This is a genomic window from Pseudomonas sp. P1_F1_2 (assembly GCF_056405815.1).
Genome location: NZ_JBFUBK010000136.1, coordinates 1 through 14,841, shown reverse-complemented (window position 1 = coordinate 14,841; position 14,841 = coordinate 1). Strand labels below are relative to the sequence as shown.

The 14,841-nt window shown below is 58.1% G+C and carries 15 protein-coding genes and 1 pseudogene; 11 read left to right on the top strand and 5 right to left on the bottom strand.

The genetic code is table 11. From position 1 onward, the window contains the following. Nucleotides 1-167 precede the first annotated feature (167 nt). Nucleotides 168-800, top strand: coding sequence for a glutathione S-transferase family protein (locus tag AC1D2P_RS27760; RefSeq protein WP_109785267.1), 633 nt, complete (start codon nt 168-170; stop codon nt 798-800). Next, the gene (locus AC1D2P_RS27755) at nt 797-1,741 is read left to right on the top strand and encodes a Nudix family hydrolase (protein ID WP_258666975.1); all 945 of its coding nucleotides are present in this window, start codon (nt 797-799) and stop codon (nt 1,739-1,741) included. The genes AC1D2P_RS27760 and AC1D2P_RS27755 overlap by 4 nt, the downstream gene beginning before the upstream one ends. Nucleotides 1,742-1,869: 128 nt before the next feature. Here AC1D2P_RS27755 and AC1D2P_RS27750 read toward each other — a convergent pair whose 3' ends face one another. Genes AC1D2P_RS27750 through AC1D2P_RS27740 form a run of 3 tightly spaced genes read right to left on the bottom strand, consistent with a single transcriptional unit; the run spans nt 1,870 to nt 5,454 of the window. Beyond that, a complete protein-coding gene (locus AC1D2P_RS27750; protein ID WP_109785063.1) occupies nt 1,870-2,451 on the bottom strand; it encodes a cob(I)yrinic acid a,c-diamide adenosyltransferase in 582 nt (193 codons plus the stop codon). Nucleotides 2,452-2,454: 3 nt separating this feature from the next. Beyond that, nucleotides 2,455-4,491 carry a sensor histidine kinase gene (locus tag AC1D2P_RS27745; RefSeq protein ID WP_046033279.1) on the bottom strand — a complete coding sequence of 679 codons (2,037 nt, stop codon included), beginning with the start codon at nt 4,489-4,491 and terminating at the stop codon, nt 2,455-2,457. A gap of 45 nt (nt 4,492-4,536) precedes the next feature. Beyond that, nucleotides 4,537-5,454 carry a putative 2-dehydropantoate 2-reductase gene (locus tag AC1D2P_RS27740; protein WP_109785064.1) on the bottom strand — a complete coding sequence of 306 codons (918 nt, stop codon included), beginning with the start codon at nt 5,452-5,454 and terminating at the stop codon, nt 4,537-4,539. A gap of 140 nt (nt 5,455-5,594) precedes the next feature. On the opposite strand from AC1D2P_RS27740, the gene AC1D2P_RS27735 reads away from it, so the two are divergent. Continuing rightward, on the top strand, nt 5,595-6,080 hold the full coding sequence (locus tag AC1D2P_RS27735) for a YajQ family cyclic di-GMP-binding protein (protein ID WP_109785065.1): 486 nt from the start codon (nt 5,595-5,597) through the stop codon (nt 6,078-6,080). Nucleotides 6,081-6,209: 129 nt separating this feature from the next. Then, nucleotides 6,210-7,052, top strand: a complete 843-nt coding sequence (locus tag AC1D2P_RS27730; RefSeq protein WP_109785066.1) for a mechanosensitive ion channel family protein — start codon at nt 6,210-6,212, stop codon at nt 7,050-7,052. Nucleotides 7,053-7,193: 141 nt separating this feature from the next. Here AC1D2P_RS27730 and AC1D2P_RS27725 read toward each other — a convergent pair whose 3' ends face one another. After that, nucleotides 7,194-8,522 carry an OprD family porin gene (locus AC1D2P_RS27725; RefSeq protein ID WP_109785067.1) on the bottom strand — a complete coding sequence of 443 codons (1,329 nt, stop codon included), beginning with the start codon at nt 8,520-8,522 and terminating at the stop codon, nt 7,194-7,196. Between the two features lie 875 nt (nt 8,523-9,397). Between AC1D2P_RS27725 and AC1D2P_RS27720 the strand changes: the two genes are divergently transcribed. Next, complete coding sequence (locus AC1D2P_RS27720) at nt 9,398-9,823, top strand: HIT family protein (protein WP_046033283.1); 426 nt, start codon at nt 9,398-9,400, stop codon at nt 9,821-9,823. 3 nt (nt 9,824-9,826) lie between these two features. Further along, the gene (locus AC1D2P_RS27715; RefSeq protein WP_477811692.1) at nt 9,827-10,033 is read left to right on the top strand and encodes a SlyX family protein; all 207 of its coding nucleotides are present in this window, start codon (nt 9,827-9,829) and stop codon (nt 10,031-10,033) included. Nucleotides 10,034-10,097: 64 nt separating this feature from the next. Here AC1D2P_RS27715 and AC1D2P_RS27710 read toward each other — a convergent pair whose 3' ends face one another. After that, entirely contained in the window at nt 10,098-10,700 is a 603-nt protein-coding gene (locus AC1D2P_RS27710; protein ID WP_046033284.1) for a cold-shock protein, read from the bottom strand. A 255-nt stretch (nt 10,701-10,955) separates the two neighbouring features. Between AC1D2P_RS27710 and AC1D2P_RS27705 the strand changes: the two are divergent. The 5 genes and pseudogenes from AC1D2P_RS27705 to AC1D2P_RS27685 form a co-directional block, all read left to right on the top strand. After that, nucleotides 10,956-11,075: pseudogene (locus AC1D2P_RS27705) on the top strand (DNA starvation/stationary phase protection protein); the annotation flags it as partial. 268 nt (nt 11,076-11,343) lie between these two features. Beyond that, the gene (locus AC1D2P_RS27700; protein WP_046033285.1) at nt 11,344-11,682 is read left to right on the top strand and encodes a ribbon-helix-helix domain-containing protein; all 339 of its coding nucleotides are present in this window, start codon (nt 11,344-11,346) and stop codon (nt 11,680-11,682) included. Between the two features lie 136 nt (nt 11,683-11,818). Further along, nucleotides 11,819-12,040, top strand: coding sequence for an FmdB family zinc ribbon protein (locus tag AC1D2P_RS27695; RefSeq protein ID WP_010457489.1), 222 nt, complete (start codon nt 11,819-11,821; stop codon nt 12,038-12,040). Nucleotides 12,041-12,146: 106 nt separating this feature from the next. Continuing rightward, a complete protein-coding gene (gene aspS / locus AC1D2P_RS27690; RefSeq protein WP_077431376.1) occupies nt 12,147-13,922 on the top strand; it encodes an aspartate--tRNA ligase in 1,776 nt (591 codons plus the stop codon). A gap of 117 nt (nt 13,923-14,039) precedes the next feature. Next, nucleotides 14,040-14,786: a YebC/PmpR family DNA-binding transcriptional regulator gene (locus AC1D2P_RS27685; protein WP_046033287.1), complete on the top strand. Its 747-nt coding sequence runs from the start codon at nt 14,040-14,042 to the stop codon at nt 14,784-14,786. Nucleotides 14,787-14,841: the final 55 nt, after the last annotated feature.

Sequence of the window (14,841 nt, the reverse complement as noted above, 5' to 3'; positions counted from 1 at the left end):
CGCCGAGTACCGTACTTAAGACCGAGTCGCTCCTATCGCAGGCAAGCCTTGCTCCTACAGTTTTGTGTCGTTCACAACACACCCTGTAGGAGCAAGGCTTGCCCGCGATGAAGGACGACCAGACACTGAAGATTCCGGTCTGTACCCCTCATCAAAAGGTCCCGAACATGAGCCTCCACCTGATCATCGGCGACAAACTGCTTTCCTCCTGGTCGCTGCGTGGCGCCTTGGCCCTCGACCTGACGGGCGCGGCCTACACCGAAGAACTGATCAAGCTGGGTCAACCAGACACCCGCGCGCGCCTGCTCAAGCATTCGCCCGCCGGCAAGGTCCCGCTGCTGAAAACCGAACACGGTACCATCGCCGATTCCCTGGCCATCGCCGAGTATCTGGCGGAGCAGTTTCCCGAGGCGGGCCTCTGGCCCAAAGACACCGCCGCCCGTGCTCAGGCGCGTTCGGCCTGCGCGCAAATGCACTCCGGGTTCTTTGCCATGCGTGGCAACATGCCATTCGACCTGAGTCACGATGCGCCGCTGTCGCCAACAATTCCTGACGTCGAGGCCGACATCCAGCGCATGCTCGCGCTGTGGGCTGAATGCCGCGCGGTGGCCACCGATACCGGTCCGTTCCTGTTCGGCAGCGCGACGTTGGCCGATGCGATCTTCGCGCCAATTGCTGTACGTCTGCGCACCTATCAGGTGAAGTTGCCGGCAGCGGATGAAGCCTACGTCGAAACGATCTACCAGTGGCCGGCCTTCAAAGCCTGGCAAAAGGCGGGTCTGGAGGAGATAGGGCAGTGAAACGAGTCCATGTAGCTGCCGCGGTTATTCGTGATAACAGCGGCAAGATTCTTATCGCACGCCGTGCCGACACTCAGCATCAGGGTGGCTTGTGGGAGTTTCCCGGTGGCAAGGTCGAGGGTGACGAATCCGTCGAAACCGCACTGGCCCGTGAGCTTCACGAAGAGCTGGGCATTGTGGTCACCGCTGCGCGCCCCCTGATCAAGGTTCATCACGACTACCCGGACAAGCACGTGTTGCTGGACGTCTGGGAAGTTTCCGCGTTTACCGGCGACCCCCACGGCGCTGAAGGCCAGCCATTGTCCTGGGTGACGCCGCGGGAGCTGGTGGATTATGAGTTTCCCGCGGCCAATCAGCCGATCGTCGCGGCTGCACGGTTACCCGCCGAGTACTTGATTACCCCCGAAGACCTGGAAACCCCGGCATTGCTGCGCGGAATCCAGAAAGCCATCGCGGGGGGGATCAAGCTGATCCAGCTACGGGCTCCCAACGGCTACGATCCGAAGTACCGCGATCTGGCGGTGGATGCGGCAGGGCTGTGTGCCGGCAAGGCGCAGCTGATGATCAAGGGGCCTTTCGAATGGCTGGGAGACTTCCCGTCCGCCGGATGGCACATCACGGCGGCGCAGTTGCGCAAGTACGCAGCGGCGGGTCGACCGTTACCGGCCTCGCGCTGGTTGGCGGCGTCGTGCCACAACGCTGAAGAGCTGGCGCTGGCCGAGCAGATGGGCGTGGACTTTGTGACCCTGTCGCCGGTGCAGCCCACCCTGACTCATCCGGGTGCTGAGCCATTGGGTTGGGAGCAGGCTTCGGTGTTGATCGAAGGGTTCAGCAAGCCGGTGTTCCTGTTGGGCGGTGTTGGCCCGGCAGAGCGGCAACAAGCCTGGGAAGCAGGGGCGCAGGGTGTGGCGGGGATTCGGGCATTCTGGCCTGAGAGCTGAGCTGATCGTTCCCATGCTCTGCGTGGGAATGTATCCCTGGACGCTCTGCGTCCGCTTTTGGGACGCGGAGCGTCCCTTGCTGCATTCCCACGCAGAGCGTGGGAACGATCATGCGTGGGAACGATCAGCTAAACCTGAGGTTTAGCGGCCGCCTGCCAAAGTATCTCGGCAACTCCCTGGCGCTTGGCAATCAGCCGCGCCACCACAAACAGTAAATCCGACAACCGATTGATGTACGCCAGTCCAACCCCAGCCAACGGTTCAAGCGCATTCAACTGCTGGCACCGTCGCTCCGTGCTGCGCGCCAGGCTTCTGCACACGTGTGCCTGAGCGATCAACGCTGAACCGCCGGGCAGAATGAAATTCTCCAGCGGCCCCAACTCTTCATTCCAGCGATCAATCGCCGCTTCCAGGCGTTCGATTTCCGCGGCATCCAGTGCCTGATACACCGGCATAGCCAGTTCGCCGCCGAGGTCGAACAGCCGATGCTGGCAAGGCGCCAACACCTCGATCACCTCGTTCAAACCCGGGTATTGCGCGCTTTGGGCGGCCAAACCGGCCAGCAGCACGCCGACCTGACTGTTCAACGAATCGACTTCGCCAATCGCCTCGATTCGCGGGTGGTCCTTGGGTACCCGGCGACCATCTCCGAGCCCGGTTTCGCCTTTGTCGCCAGTGCGGGTGTAGATCTTCGACAAGCGAAAGCCCATGGGTTACCTCGATAGCTGATTGAGTTCTTGAGAGACGACCGGCGTACCCGACAAGGGCAGGCGCAACGTGAAACAGGTGCCTTGGCCCGGCGTCGACTGCACTTCCATCTGGCCCTTGTGATTGTTGGTGATGATGAAATAGGAGACCGACAGGCCCAGGCCCGTGCCCTGGCCGATTTCCTTGGTGGTGAAGAACGGCTCGAACGTACGTTTGCGCACGTTCTCGCTCATGCCGATGCCGTTGTCCTCGACCTGGATTTCGGCCCATGGCGGGTTCAGTCGGGTGCGCAGGATGATCCGCCCCGGCTCGCTGTCATCCTCGCGCTGATGAATGGCCTGGGCCGCGTTTTTCAACAGGTTGAGCAGTACTTGTTCCAGCTCGTTGGCCGTACCGGGCACCGGACCCAGCGCCGGATCGAACTGGCGAATGATCGCCTGGCCCTTGAAGTCGAAACCGATCGCCAGATCAAAGTCGTTACCGGCGATGTCCACCGCTTGATCGATCAGTGCCGGCAGGTCGCACGGGGCCATTTGCCGGGTGCTGCGGCGGCTGAAACTGAGCATGTGCGTGACAATTTTCGCCGCACGGGCACCGGCCTGCTGAATGCCATCAAGCAGTTGCGGTACTTCGCGCACTTGCAGGTATTGGTTGACCGTTTCCAGCTCGATACCGATCTGCTCGGCTTGCTCCATGTTCTTCGGCAAGTCCGGCGACAGGCGTCGGCGTATGTTCTGCACGTTGTGCAGGATCGCGCCCAACGGGTTATTGATTTCGTGGGCCATGCCGGCGGCGAGGCCGCCTACGGAAAGCATTTTTTCCGACTGCACCATCATTTCTTCCAGGGACAGGCGCTGGGTAATGTCGTCGATGCGGATCACTACGCCACGCCCGGCACCGCCCATCAGCGGGTAAAAGGTCAGGGCGTAGTGTTTGGGCTCATCATCCTTGAACCACGTTACGCGCTCGATCTTGGCCACGGTGTGCTGCTCGACGGTTTGCTTGAGCTGCGGCAGAAACGGTTTCAGCGGTTCGAAGGCGAGGAAGATCGGCTGGTTCAAGGCTTCGTCCAGGCGTGTGCCGGACAAGGCGCTGGCTTCCTGATTCCACTGGGTCACGTAGAGCTGCTCGTCGAGGGCGATCAGTGCTGACGGCATGGAGTCGATGATGCTGTTGAGGTAGTTCTGGAAGCCTGTGAGTTTCTTTTCGATTTTGCTGCGCACCTGAACTTCGAGTTCCAGCTTGCGGTTGGTATGGCGCGTTTCTTCGGCAAGGCCTTGGGCTTGATCGTATGCAGCCTGGGAGTCGTCCCGGGCACGCTTGAGCTGCTGCTCCCGGGCCTCGATTCGCGAGAGCATGGTGTTGAACGCCTCGGCGAGGCTGCCGATTTCGTCATGGTTGCCACGGGAGGCGCGCAGTGCGTAGTTCTCTTCGCGGGTGACTTGCCGGGACAGTTCTTCAAGCTCATGGATAGGTCGGGTAATCAGGCGTTTGATCTGCCGTGCGATCACCAGCCACAACAGCACGCTGAAGATCAGAATGCCGAGGCTGGCGGTGAGGGTGCCGGTGTAGAACGCCATCGGCAATTCACTGCTGGCCACCAACAGCAAGTGGCCGGGATCGGTGCCGGGGCGGGGCAGGGTGATCAATTGATTGCTGCGGAACTCGGTCGCTTGCCAGGCTTCAATGTGCTGGTAGCGCCCCGGCAGGCTCAGTTTGTCGCCGTGCTGCAACTGCGCCAGCCGTTCACCCTTGCCGTCATAAAGGGCTGCCGCACGCAGCGGCGAGTAACTGTCGAGCTCCTTGAGCAGGCGTTCGGCGTTTTGTGGCGACTTCAAGGCGTCGGCCACCAGGCTCGGGTTGGACACCAGTCGGCCAATGGTTTGCAGGGCTTGGGGGGCCATGCTTTCCTGGGAGATGTAATACGACGCGCTGATGAAGGTCAGGTTGGCGACCAACAGGATGGTGATCAACAGCACCAGCAGGGCGGCCAGCAACTTCTGGCCGACGGGGAGGTTTTCGAGGCGCTGGCGCAATGGCATCAGGTTCGTCGCTTGAATGGAACAAGTGGCCAGCGTAGCCGCTGCTCAGTCGCTGGGCAATCCAAGGCTGTGCAGATGGGCAATCAGCCGCTGCTGCAGTTGATTAAGGTGGGGCAGCTTGACCTGGTGTCTCGCCGCAACTTTGCAGGCATAGCCCAGCAGATAGCTGATTTCGGTGCGCCGCTCACTCGCGACGTCCTGGTACATCGAGGAGTAATTGGCCGCCGTGGCATGGATCACTCGCTCGACCTCCTGCTGCAGGTCCTGGGCGGCAGCTGGCTGACCGCAGCACTCCAGCAGTTCGGTCAATTCGACGCAGAGGGTGGCGACTTCGCAGTGATGTTCCTGCAAACCGCCATTGCGACAGTTGTGCAAGACCGTCAGGGGATTGATCGCACAGTTGAGCGCGAGTTTACGCCACAGCCTTCTCAGGATGTCGGTGCTCCACTCATGAGGAATCCCGGCGGCCGTCAAATCGTCCAGCCAGATCGGCGCCACTGGGTGGCCGGCATCGCCGAGCCACGTGTAACCGTGGCCGGCAAACACTACACGCCAGTCACCCTCCCGAAAGGCGCCTTCCGTACTCGATGCGCTCACGCAACGGGCTTGCGGCACCAGCGCCGCGACGGCGTCCTGACTGCCAAGGCCGTTCTGCAACAGGATCAGTTCGGCGTCCGGCGTCAGGCGCGACGCCAGTTGCGCGACGGCTTTTTCGGCGTCGTAGGCCTTGCAGGCGACCAGTAAGCGGCTGATCGGCCCCACGCTGTCCGGTGTTTCGCCGGGGATGTCATAAGTGCGGGCTTCGCCGTGTTCGACCAGGGTCAAGCCGCCAGCAGCTTGATAGGCCTGCAAACGCTGTTCACTGCGAACGATCAGCCTGACCGGCAATCCGGCCCGCGCCAGACGCGTGGCCCACAACGTGCCGAGGCTGCCGGCGCCCAATACATGCCAAGGGGTCGACATCAGCTTTTTATCCGGTTTGTGGCAGGCATGTGAGGCTCGCAGTATGGCTTGGAAAAGACCCGTTATAATGAGCCCGATTTTAACCGCAAGCCAAGCGCGCGCCATTGCAATCGAGCGCGCCTTTTTATTGGAGAGATTACATGCCGTCGTTCGACGTGGTATCCGAACTGGACAAACACGAAGTCACCAACGCGGTCGAAAACGCCGTCAAGGAACTCGATCGTCGTTATGACCTGAAGGGCAAGGGTACTTTTGAGTTCAAGGAAAAGGACCTGACCGTCAACTTGACCGCCGAGGCCGACTTCCAGCTCGAAGCGATGATCGAGATCCTCAAACTCGCGCTGGTCAAGCGCAAAATTGACGTGCAGTGCCTTGAAGTCAAGGATGCCTATGCGTCGGGCAAGCTGATGAAGCAGGAAGCGATCCTCAAGGAAGGCATCGACAAAGAACTGGCGAAGAAGATCGTCGCTCACGTCAAAGACGCCAAGCTCAAGGTTCAGGCCGCCATTCAGGGCGAGCAAGTGCGCATTACCGGCAAGAAACGTGACGATTTGCAGGAAGCCATCGCCGCCCTTCGTGCCAAGACGTTCGACATGCCGCTGCAGTTCAACAACTTCCGCGACTGATCGACCAAGCGGGAACCTCTCGGCGTTTTCGGCGTCCGAGGCCCAAGCAACGGCAGAAATGATTGAGCCCCTGGGGTTTGGTCTTTCTGCCGCTCATTTTTTAGCGTGCCGGAAGTCAGGAGAAACAAGATGGATTTGAATGCTGAAGTGGACAACCTGGTCAAGGCTTCCCAAGCCTGGATTCCAATGATCATGGAATACGGCAGCCGCGTGTTGCTGGCCGTCATCACGCTGGCCATCGGTTGGTGGCTGATCAATAAAGTGACGCAAAAACTCGGCGGCTTGCTGGCGTTGCGCAATGCAGATCTTGCGCTGCAAGGGTTCATCAGCAGCCTGGCGAACATCATTCTCAAGGTTTTGCTGATTGTCAGCGTGGCCTCGATGATTGGCGTGGAAACTACCTCGTTTGTCGCAGCGATCGGTGCCGCCGGTCTGGCCATTGGTCTGGCCTTGCAAGGCAGCCTGGCCAACTTCGCGGGCGGCGTGCTGATTCTGTTGTTCCGTCCGTTTCGTATCGGTGACTGGATTGAAGCTCAGGGGGTTGCCGGTACTGTCGACAGCATTCAGATCTTCCATACCGTACTGCGTACCGGCGATAACAAAACCATCATCGTACCTAACGGCAACTTGTCGAACGGCATCATCACCAATACCAATCGTCAACCCACGCGCAAAGTAGTGTTCGATGTAGGTGTCGATTACGAAGCGGACTTGCAGAAGGCACGTGAAGTACTGCTGGAATTGGCCAAAGATCCACGCGTATTGGCAGATCCGGCACCTCAGGCTGTTGTTTCTACCTTGGGTGACAGTTCGATCACTCTTTCGCTTCGCGTCTGGGTAAAGACGGCGGATTATTGGGACGTGATGTTTATGTTCAACGAACAGTCCCGTGATCGTTTGAAAACTGCTGGTGTTGATGTTCCTTTGCCACAACGGATGATTCGTGTGGTTCAGGAATCTGCAGTGCAGTGATTGTTTTTTGATCATGTCTGACTCTTTGGTCAGGCATGTTTTGCATGATTTTTGATCGTTTAAACGCGCAGTTGACACCAACGAAAAAGGCCCATCCGAAGATGGGCCTTTTTTTGATTACCGCAAACTAACTTTCTGCAATTACAGAATGTTGAGTGGGTAGTCGGTGATCAGGCGGAACTCAGAGATATCGCCTTCGCCTTCGTCAGCATTGGCGGAGTGCCATGCTTGACGGATGCGGAACGACAGATCTTTGGCTGGGCCGGTTTGAATGACGTACTTAACTTCCACGTTGGTTTCGTGGTGTTTGCCGTCTGCACCGTACAGACCAGCGTAAGGGCTGCCTGCTGGAGTGTTGGTACCGTCGATGTCCCAACCTTTAACGTAACGGGTCATGAAGCTCAGACCAGGTACGCCGTATTCGGCCATTTTCAGGTCGTAACGGGCTTGTACCGACTTCTCGCCTGGGGCGTTGAAGTCAGAGTACTGGATGGAGTTGGCGAGGAAGATCGAGTCGCCACCGCGGTTGTTTTTACCCACACCGATGTAGTCGAACGGGGTATCGCCGTTCACTTTCTGGAAGCCCAGGGTCAGGGTGTGTGCTTTCAGGAACGAGTAAGCAGCGGCCAGCGAGTAGGCGTTGTTGCTGATTTCGCCTGCTTTAGCGTTACCGGTGTCCTTGGTGTTGTAGTAGTTACCGTCGAAGTTAATCGAGTTGTCGCCGCCCAGTGCGAGGGTGTAGTTCGCGTTGGCGTAGTACTGGTTCCAGACGTCTTCGAGCTTGGCACCGTAGAGCGAGAAGCTCAGGTCCGGGGTAACGCCGTACTTGCCACCGAAGTAGTCGATGGAGTTGGCTTGCACGCCAGCGTAGGTAGCCCACAGGGAACCGTCACGGGCGTTCTTGTCCTGGCTGGTCGCCGAGTAGAAGTGGCCGGCTTCGAGGTCGAGGTCTGTAACTTCGCTGCTCTGCAGTTGGATACCGCTGGCAGTTTGGTGAAGGATGCGGGAACCGCCTACAGCGAACACCGGAGAGGTGCTTGGCTGCATGTCGCCGACTTTCAGCTCGGTCTTGGAGATGCGGAACTTGGCGGCAGCGCCGGCTTTGCCCTGGCTGTTGTTGACTTCGCCATCAGAGCCCACGGACATGTTGCCCGAACCCGAATACTTGTCGGAACCGTCCAGCTTAATGGCCAGTTGGCCCCAAGCTTCAACGCCAACACCGATCAGACCTTGGGTGTAGCCAGAGCTGTACATGCCCTGAATGCCCTGGGTCCAGTCTTTGTCATCGACTGCGCCGTCAGTTTTGTTACGGTTGTAGTAGTAGTTGCGAACCAGCAAGTCGAGCTTGCTGTCTTCAACAAAACCTTTGGCTTCTGCCTGGTCGCTTACGAAAGGTGCGGCTACTGCCAACTGAGTACTGGCTGCTGCTGCAACTGCCAGTGCGATCATGCTCCACTTCATCACGCGCATCGTGATTTGCTCCTTTGGTTTTAGAAGAGTACTGCCGTCCCACCTGATTTATTATCTGGGCGGCTCTTTCTTTTTGTGTCGGCGCAAACTTATATCACGCCGACCATGTTGGCGATACTTGCGTATCTAACCTTTCAGCTTCTTTACGACCGTGTCGCAAACAGCTTGGTAGATGTCGCAAATTTACAGCCTCAATGCAAGCGGGCCGGCAACTTTAACGTTGTTTTCCAGGGCTTGAACATCGGTAAAAAGAGTCCTTGGTGAAACGTTTGAATCTCCATTGGGCAACCCTGCCGCTGTTTTTATTTGCCTTGAACCTTCCACTTCCAGCAGAGGCATCCAAGGCGATGTGGGTGTGAATGCAACAAGCGTGCACAAATCAGACATTTGTAGCGATTTTTTTCTGATGGCCCGCCTGACGCTGTAAAAACCTCATAAAACCGGGCGTTTCAAGCACTTATTGTTCGGGCTTGACGCCAGGGAATGCATCGTGCATCAACATTTTTCGCGACGCCGTGACAACCAAAAATGTTACCGGTTCACCCCGTTAGTGAGTAAATGGCGGATGCTGACGCAATCAGCGTAGACGAGCTGTGCGGTTTTGGTGCAAAAAATTTTAATTGCTGTACTGATTTCATACAGTGCTGTCATTTGGCCGAATCGAACGCATCGTTGTTAATCAAGTATTTCGGCGTTTTGGCTCGGGTCGTGGGTTCTGAAATGGTGCGTTTGGGCAATAAGTGACTCATGGCGGGGCGAGTGCCGGGTCGTGAAGCTAGCGCCGTTCACAGGTATGCTGCCGTCCTGTCGCTTGGCGCACCGTCCCTCGGGAGGGGCGCTAAGCTGAAATTGAGAACCCGGCGGGAGTGCGCACAGTGTTCGCTTTAGATCCACGGCTCCAACAAGACACGTTACCGATTGGGGATTTCCCGCTTTGCCGGTTGCTGTTGTCTAACGATTCGAACTACCCCTGGTTCATCCTGGTGCCTCGTCGTGACGATATCAGCGAGATATTTCAGTTGGATGGCGCCGATCAGCAACAGTTGTGGCAGGAGACGACCGCATTGGCGGAAACCCTCAAGGATTCGTTCGACGCCGACAAGTTGAATGTCGCGGCCTTGGGTAATGTCGTCAGTCAGTTGCACATGCATGTGATTGTGCGCAAGCAGGACGACGCCGCCTGGCCGGCTCCGGTCTGGGGCAAGCTGCCCGCCAAACCCTACAACGCAGATCAGATTGCCGCGATTCGCGAGCGGCTGCGTTTGGTATTAACCGAAGACTTTACGTTTCTGGAGGGTTGAAACATGAGCCTGGAAGAACGCGTTACCGATCTGGAGAGCCAATTGGCCTTTCAGGATGACACCATCCAGGCATTGAGCGATGTGCTGGCGACCCAGCAGCGCGCCGTTGAGCGCCTGCAGTTGCAAATGGCAGCACTGCTCAAGCGGCAGGAAGAAATGGCTGGCCRGTTCGACACCTTTGAAGAAGAAGCGCCACCACCGCATTACTAAAATGCGTGCAATAAAAAACCGCGAACAGCCAGCCTGGCTGTTCGCGGTTTTTTTTAGCCTTGGATCAGCGGCGCGGCAGTGCGGCGATCACATCTTCGGCTTGCAGGCCTTTGTCGCGGTTCATGACAGAGAACTCCACGCGCTGGCCTTCGACCAGAACACGGTGACCTTCACCGCGAATGGCCCGGAAATGCACGAAAATATCATCGCCGGAGTCGCGGGAAATAAAGCCGAAGCCTTTGGAGGTGTTGAACCATTTTACGGTGCCGGTATCGCGGTTGCTCATGTCATAGCTTGGCGAGGCGGCGGCCGGTGAAGATTTGTAGAAGCTGACACCCAGGTGCAGTAAAACGCCGGCCAGGGCAGCCACCAGGCTGAACAGAACGGCAGGCTGGCCGGCGATGACAGGCATCGGCGCGAGCAGCGTCAGGATTTGCAGGAAGACAGCCAGCACCAGCAGAGCGCTGACCAGGTTTTGCAGTTGGTGACGCGGGCCTTTGTTCCAGTAAGGGATGACAGGAGCAAGGGTGAGGTTCAGCAGGCCGAAAAAGGCCAGGTACAGTGCATCGGGTTGTTGCAGGTAAGGTACCGCTTCAGATCGCAGGCTAGGGATGAAGGACAGCAGCAGGGCTGCTGCGCCCGTTAGCAAGTGGACGATTTTCAACATTTTGATTAACTCACGTTAAGACGGATCACAAGGAAGAGCTGATTGAGTACGGTTCGCTTCAGAACAATAAGAGGCGTTGGGCACGTACCCGCTATCAGCCTATGCGCAGCCCCCGGAAAATAGGCGGCAGCGACACACGGTCTATTTAACAGCAAAGCCTGCAGCTACTCAAATCAGGCAGTCAGGCGGTGCTGTGGGGGCGATTTGTCCTGGGTCAGTGCGTCATTCGGGGCGGCGGGATGTCGGCAGGTTTGTTATGCGCGGCTTTCTTCTATTAAGGAAGAGGTCGGAGTGCTCACCGCCGATCTGCTGACCCAGCGCATGCAGGTCCACGAGAAAGCCGCCTGGATGTTACGGTCCTTGCTGGATCAGTAATCTCGCCAGTACGCGAATGATGCCGTTGAGGTGTCGTTCGCGTTTTGTCCTTCTACTTCTTCAAGTTGCTTTTGTGCGGGTTAAAACTCGCCTGGGCATGTAGGAAAACGGCCGGCCTAGGACGGTCTCCATGATCCCCCTTCAACTGTTGGCTTATCCTACGTCGAGGGTCATAAAGTCATCTGGATATACCTTTGCGCCTGCGCTTTTATAAGGCAACAGAACGTGCTCTTACAGAAAGCAAGGATGGCAAAGGAGTGTCAACGATATGGATTACGAAGACAGGTTTGGCGAAGGGAGGCTCGGCCCTGCCCGGGATATAAGGGTTGATCCGTTCGTCAGTGAATTTGATATGGGGCTGGCGCGGCCGTTGTCCCGTTCGGTGCGCTTGAATGGTTTTGCGACCTGCTTGCGGCTTGAACAGGTCTATTGGGATATTTTGGGCGATATGGCCAAGGTCAATTGCTGTTCGGTCAGCGCGCTGTTGTCCCATGTGGACCGCGAAGTGCATTTGCGTCACGGCGGGGTCAGGAACTTCACCGGGCTGGTGCGGGTTGTCTGCGTCGTGCGCAGCTTGAAGGAAGGGGGCTGCATTGCGGCGCCTTAGCCGCAGCGACGTAGAGGGTTGAGTGTCAGTCTGTGCAGTCTTACGGCTGCACAGGCTGCATTTAATGGATATAATCCCGCTCTTTGCCGCAAAACCCAGCGTGTGCGGTAGCAATCTGATCGCCGAGACAACCCCCATGCCGATGTACGACTATCAATGTGCTTCCTGTGGTCATCAGTTGGAAGCCATTCAAAAGATCAGCGCAGCACCGCTGGTCGACTGCCCTGCCTGCCAGGCGCCAGAGCTTAAAAAGATGCTGTCCATGCCAGGTTTCCGCCTCAGCGGCACCGGCTGGTACGAAACCGATTTCAAGACCGGCTCGAAGAAGAACCTGGCCGGCGGCGACAAAGCTGACTAGGGTCTAGGGCCTGAGTTGAACCACACGCGTGAGCTCTTGCATCATCCGCAGCCTGATGTGCAGGACTCCAACCGAATTTCGAATTACGAGAAGTGAAACCACTACCATGATGCGCAGCCATTATTGCGGCCAACTGAACGAAAGCCTGGACGGCCAGGAAATTACCCTTTGCGGATGGGTCCACCGTCGCCGTGACCACGGTGGGGTGATTTTCCTCGATATCCGTGATCGTGATGGTCTGGCCCAGGTAGTGTTCGACCCGGACCGCGCTGAATCCTTCGCCGCCGCCGATCGCGTGCGCAGCGAGTACGTCGTGAAGATCACCGGCAAGGTTCGCCTGCGCCCGGCTGGTGCGACCAACGCCAACATGGCGTCGGGCATGATCGAAGTCCTCGGCTACGAACTGGAAGTGCTGAACGAGTCGGAAACCCCGCCGTTCCCGCTGAACGAGTTCTCCGATGTCGGCGAAGAAACCCGCCTGCGCTATCGCTTCCTTGACCTGCGTCGCCCGGAAATGGCCGAGAAGCTGCGTTTGCGTTCGCGCATGACCACCAGCATCCGTCGCTTCCTCGACGAGAACGGCTTCCTCGACGTCGAGACGCCGATCCTGACCCGCGCGACCCCTGAAGGTGCTCGCGACTACCTGGTGCCGAGCCGTACTCACGCCGGTTCGTTCTTCGCCTTGCCGCAATCGCCACAGCTGTTCAAGCAACTGCTGATGGTGGCTGGCTTCGACCGTTACTACCAGATCGCCAAGTGCTTCCGCGACGAAGACCTGCGTGCCGACCGTCAGCCTGAGTTCACCCAGATCGACATCGAGACCAGCTTCCTCGATGAAAACGAGATCATGGGCATCACCGAAAAAATGATCCGCAACCTGTTCAAGGAAGTGCTGGACCTGGAATTCGGCGACTTCCCGCACATGACCTTCGCAGAAGCCATGCGTCGTTACGGTTCCGACAAGCCAGACCTGCGTAACCCGCTGGAACTGGTTGACGTTGAAGATCAACTGAAAGAAGTCGACTTCAAGGTGTTCAGCGGCCCGGCCAACGACCCGAAATGCCGCATTGCCGCGTTGCGCGTTCCAGGCGCTGCGAGCATGCCGCGCAAGCAGATCGACGACTACACCAAGTTCGTCGGCATCTACGGTGCCAAGGGCCTGGCGTACATCAAGGTCAACGAGCGCGCCAAAGGCGTCGAAGGCCTGCAATCGCCAATCGTGAAGAACATCCCTGAAGCCAACCTCAATGTGATCCTGGATCGCGTTGGCGCGGTTGACGGCGACATCGTGTTCTTCGGTGCTGACAAAGCCAAGATCGTCAGCGAGGCCCTGGGCGCGCTGCGGATCAAGGTAGGTAACGACCTGGAGCTGCTGACCTGCAAGTGGGCGCCAATGTGGGTCGTCGACTTCCCGATGTTCGAAGAAAACGACGACGGCAGCTTCACTGCCTTGCACCACCCGTTCACCGCGCCGAAGTGCACCCCGGAAGAACTGGAAGCCAACCCGGCGACCGCTCTGTCCCGTGCCTACGACATGGTGCTGAACGGCACTGAGCTGGGTGGCGGTTCGATCCGTATCCACCGCAAGGAAATGCAGCAGACCGTATTCCGCCTGCTGGGCATCAACGAAGCGGAACAGGAAGAGAAGTTCGGCTTCCTGCTCGACGCCCTGAAGTACGGCGCACCGCCGCACGGTGGCCTGGCCTTCGGTCTGGATCGTCTGGTGATGCTGATGACCGGCGCCCAGTCGATCCGTGAAGTGATCGCCTTCCCGAAAACCCAGAGCGCGGCAGACGTCATGACTCAGGCACCGGGTCAGGTTGATGCCAAGGCACTGCGCGAATTGCACATTCGCCTGCGCGAAACGCCAAAGGCTGAGTAAGGCTGACCGCAAAGGCGCATCCTTGCCGGATGCGCCTTTTCTTTAGGTCGAGATTTTTTTTGTTGCTGGCCGACAATCTGTGGCGGGCAATGTTTCAAAGAGAATTCGGAGCGAGTTATGGCGGGTCATTCCAAGTGGGCGAACATCAAGCACCGCAAAGAACGTCAGGATGCCAAGAAGGGCAAGATTTTCACCAAGTGGATTCGTGAACTGACCGTTGCTGCCCGTCAGGGCGGTGGTGACCCGGGTTCCAACCCGCGTTTGCGTCTGGCGCTGGACAAGGCCCTTGGCGCGAACATGAGCCGCGATATCATCGATCGCGCGGTCGCACGCGGTGCCGGTGCTGCCGACACCGACGACATGGTCGAGCTGACCTACGAAGGCTACGGCCCGGGTGGCGTGGCGGTGATGGTCGAGTGCATGACCGACAACCGTAATCGCACCGCCGCCGCGGTTCGCCACGCTTTCAGTAAATGTGGTGGCAACCTCGGCACCGACGGTTCCGTGGCCTATCTGTTCGAGCGCAAAGGGCAGATTTCCTTCGCCCCAGGCGTTGACGAAGATGCCTTGATGGAAGCGGCCATGGAAGCCGATGCCGATGACGTGGTTACCCATGAAGACGGCTCCATCGATGTATTCACTTCGTTTGCCGGTTTCTATTCCGTGCGTAATGCGCTGGAAGCGGCCGGTTTCAAAGGTGAAGACGCAGAAATCGTGATGCTGCCCACTACCAGCGCCGAGCTGGACCTGGAAGGCGCCGAGAAGGTGCTCAAGCTGATCGACATGCTTGAAGACCTGGATGACGTGCAGAACGTCTACTCCAACGCGGACATTCCGGAGTCGGTGGCTGCACAGCTGGGTTAAGGGCGACTAGGATTTAATGTGGGAGCTGGCTTGCCTGCGATGGCATCACCTCGGT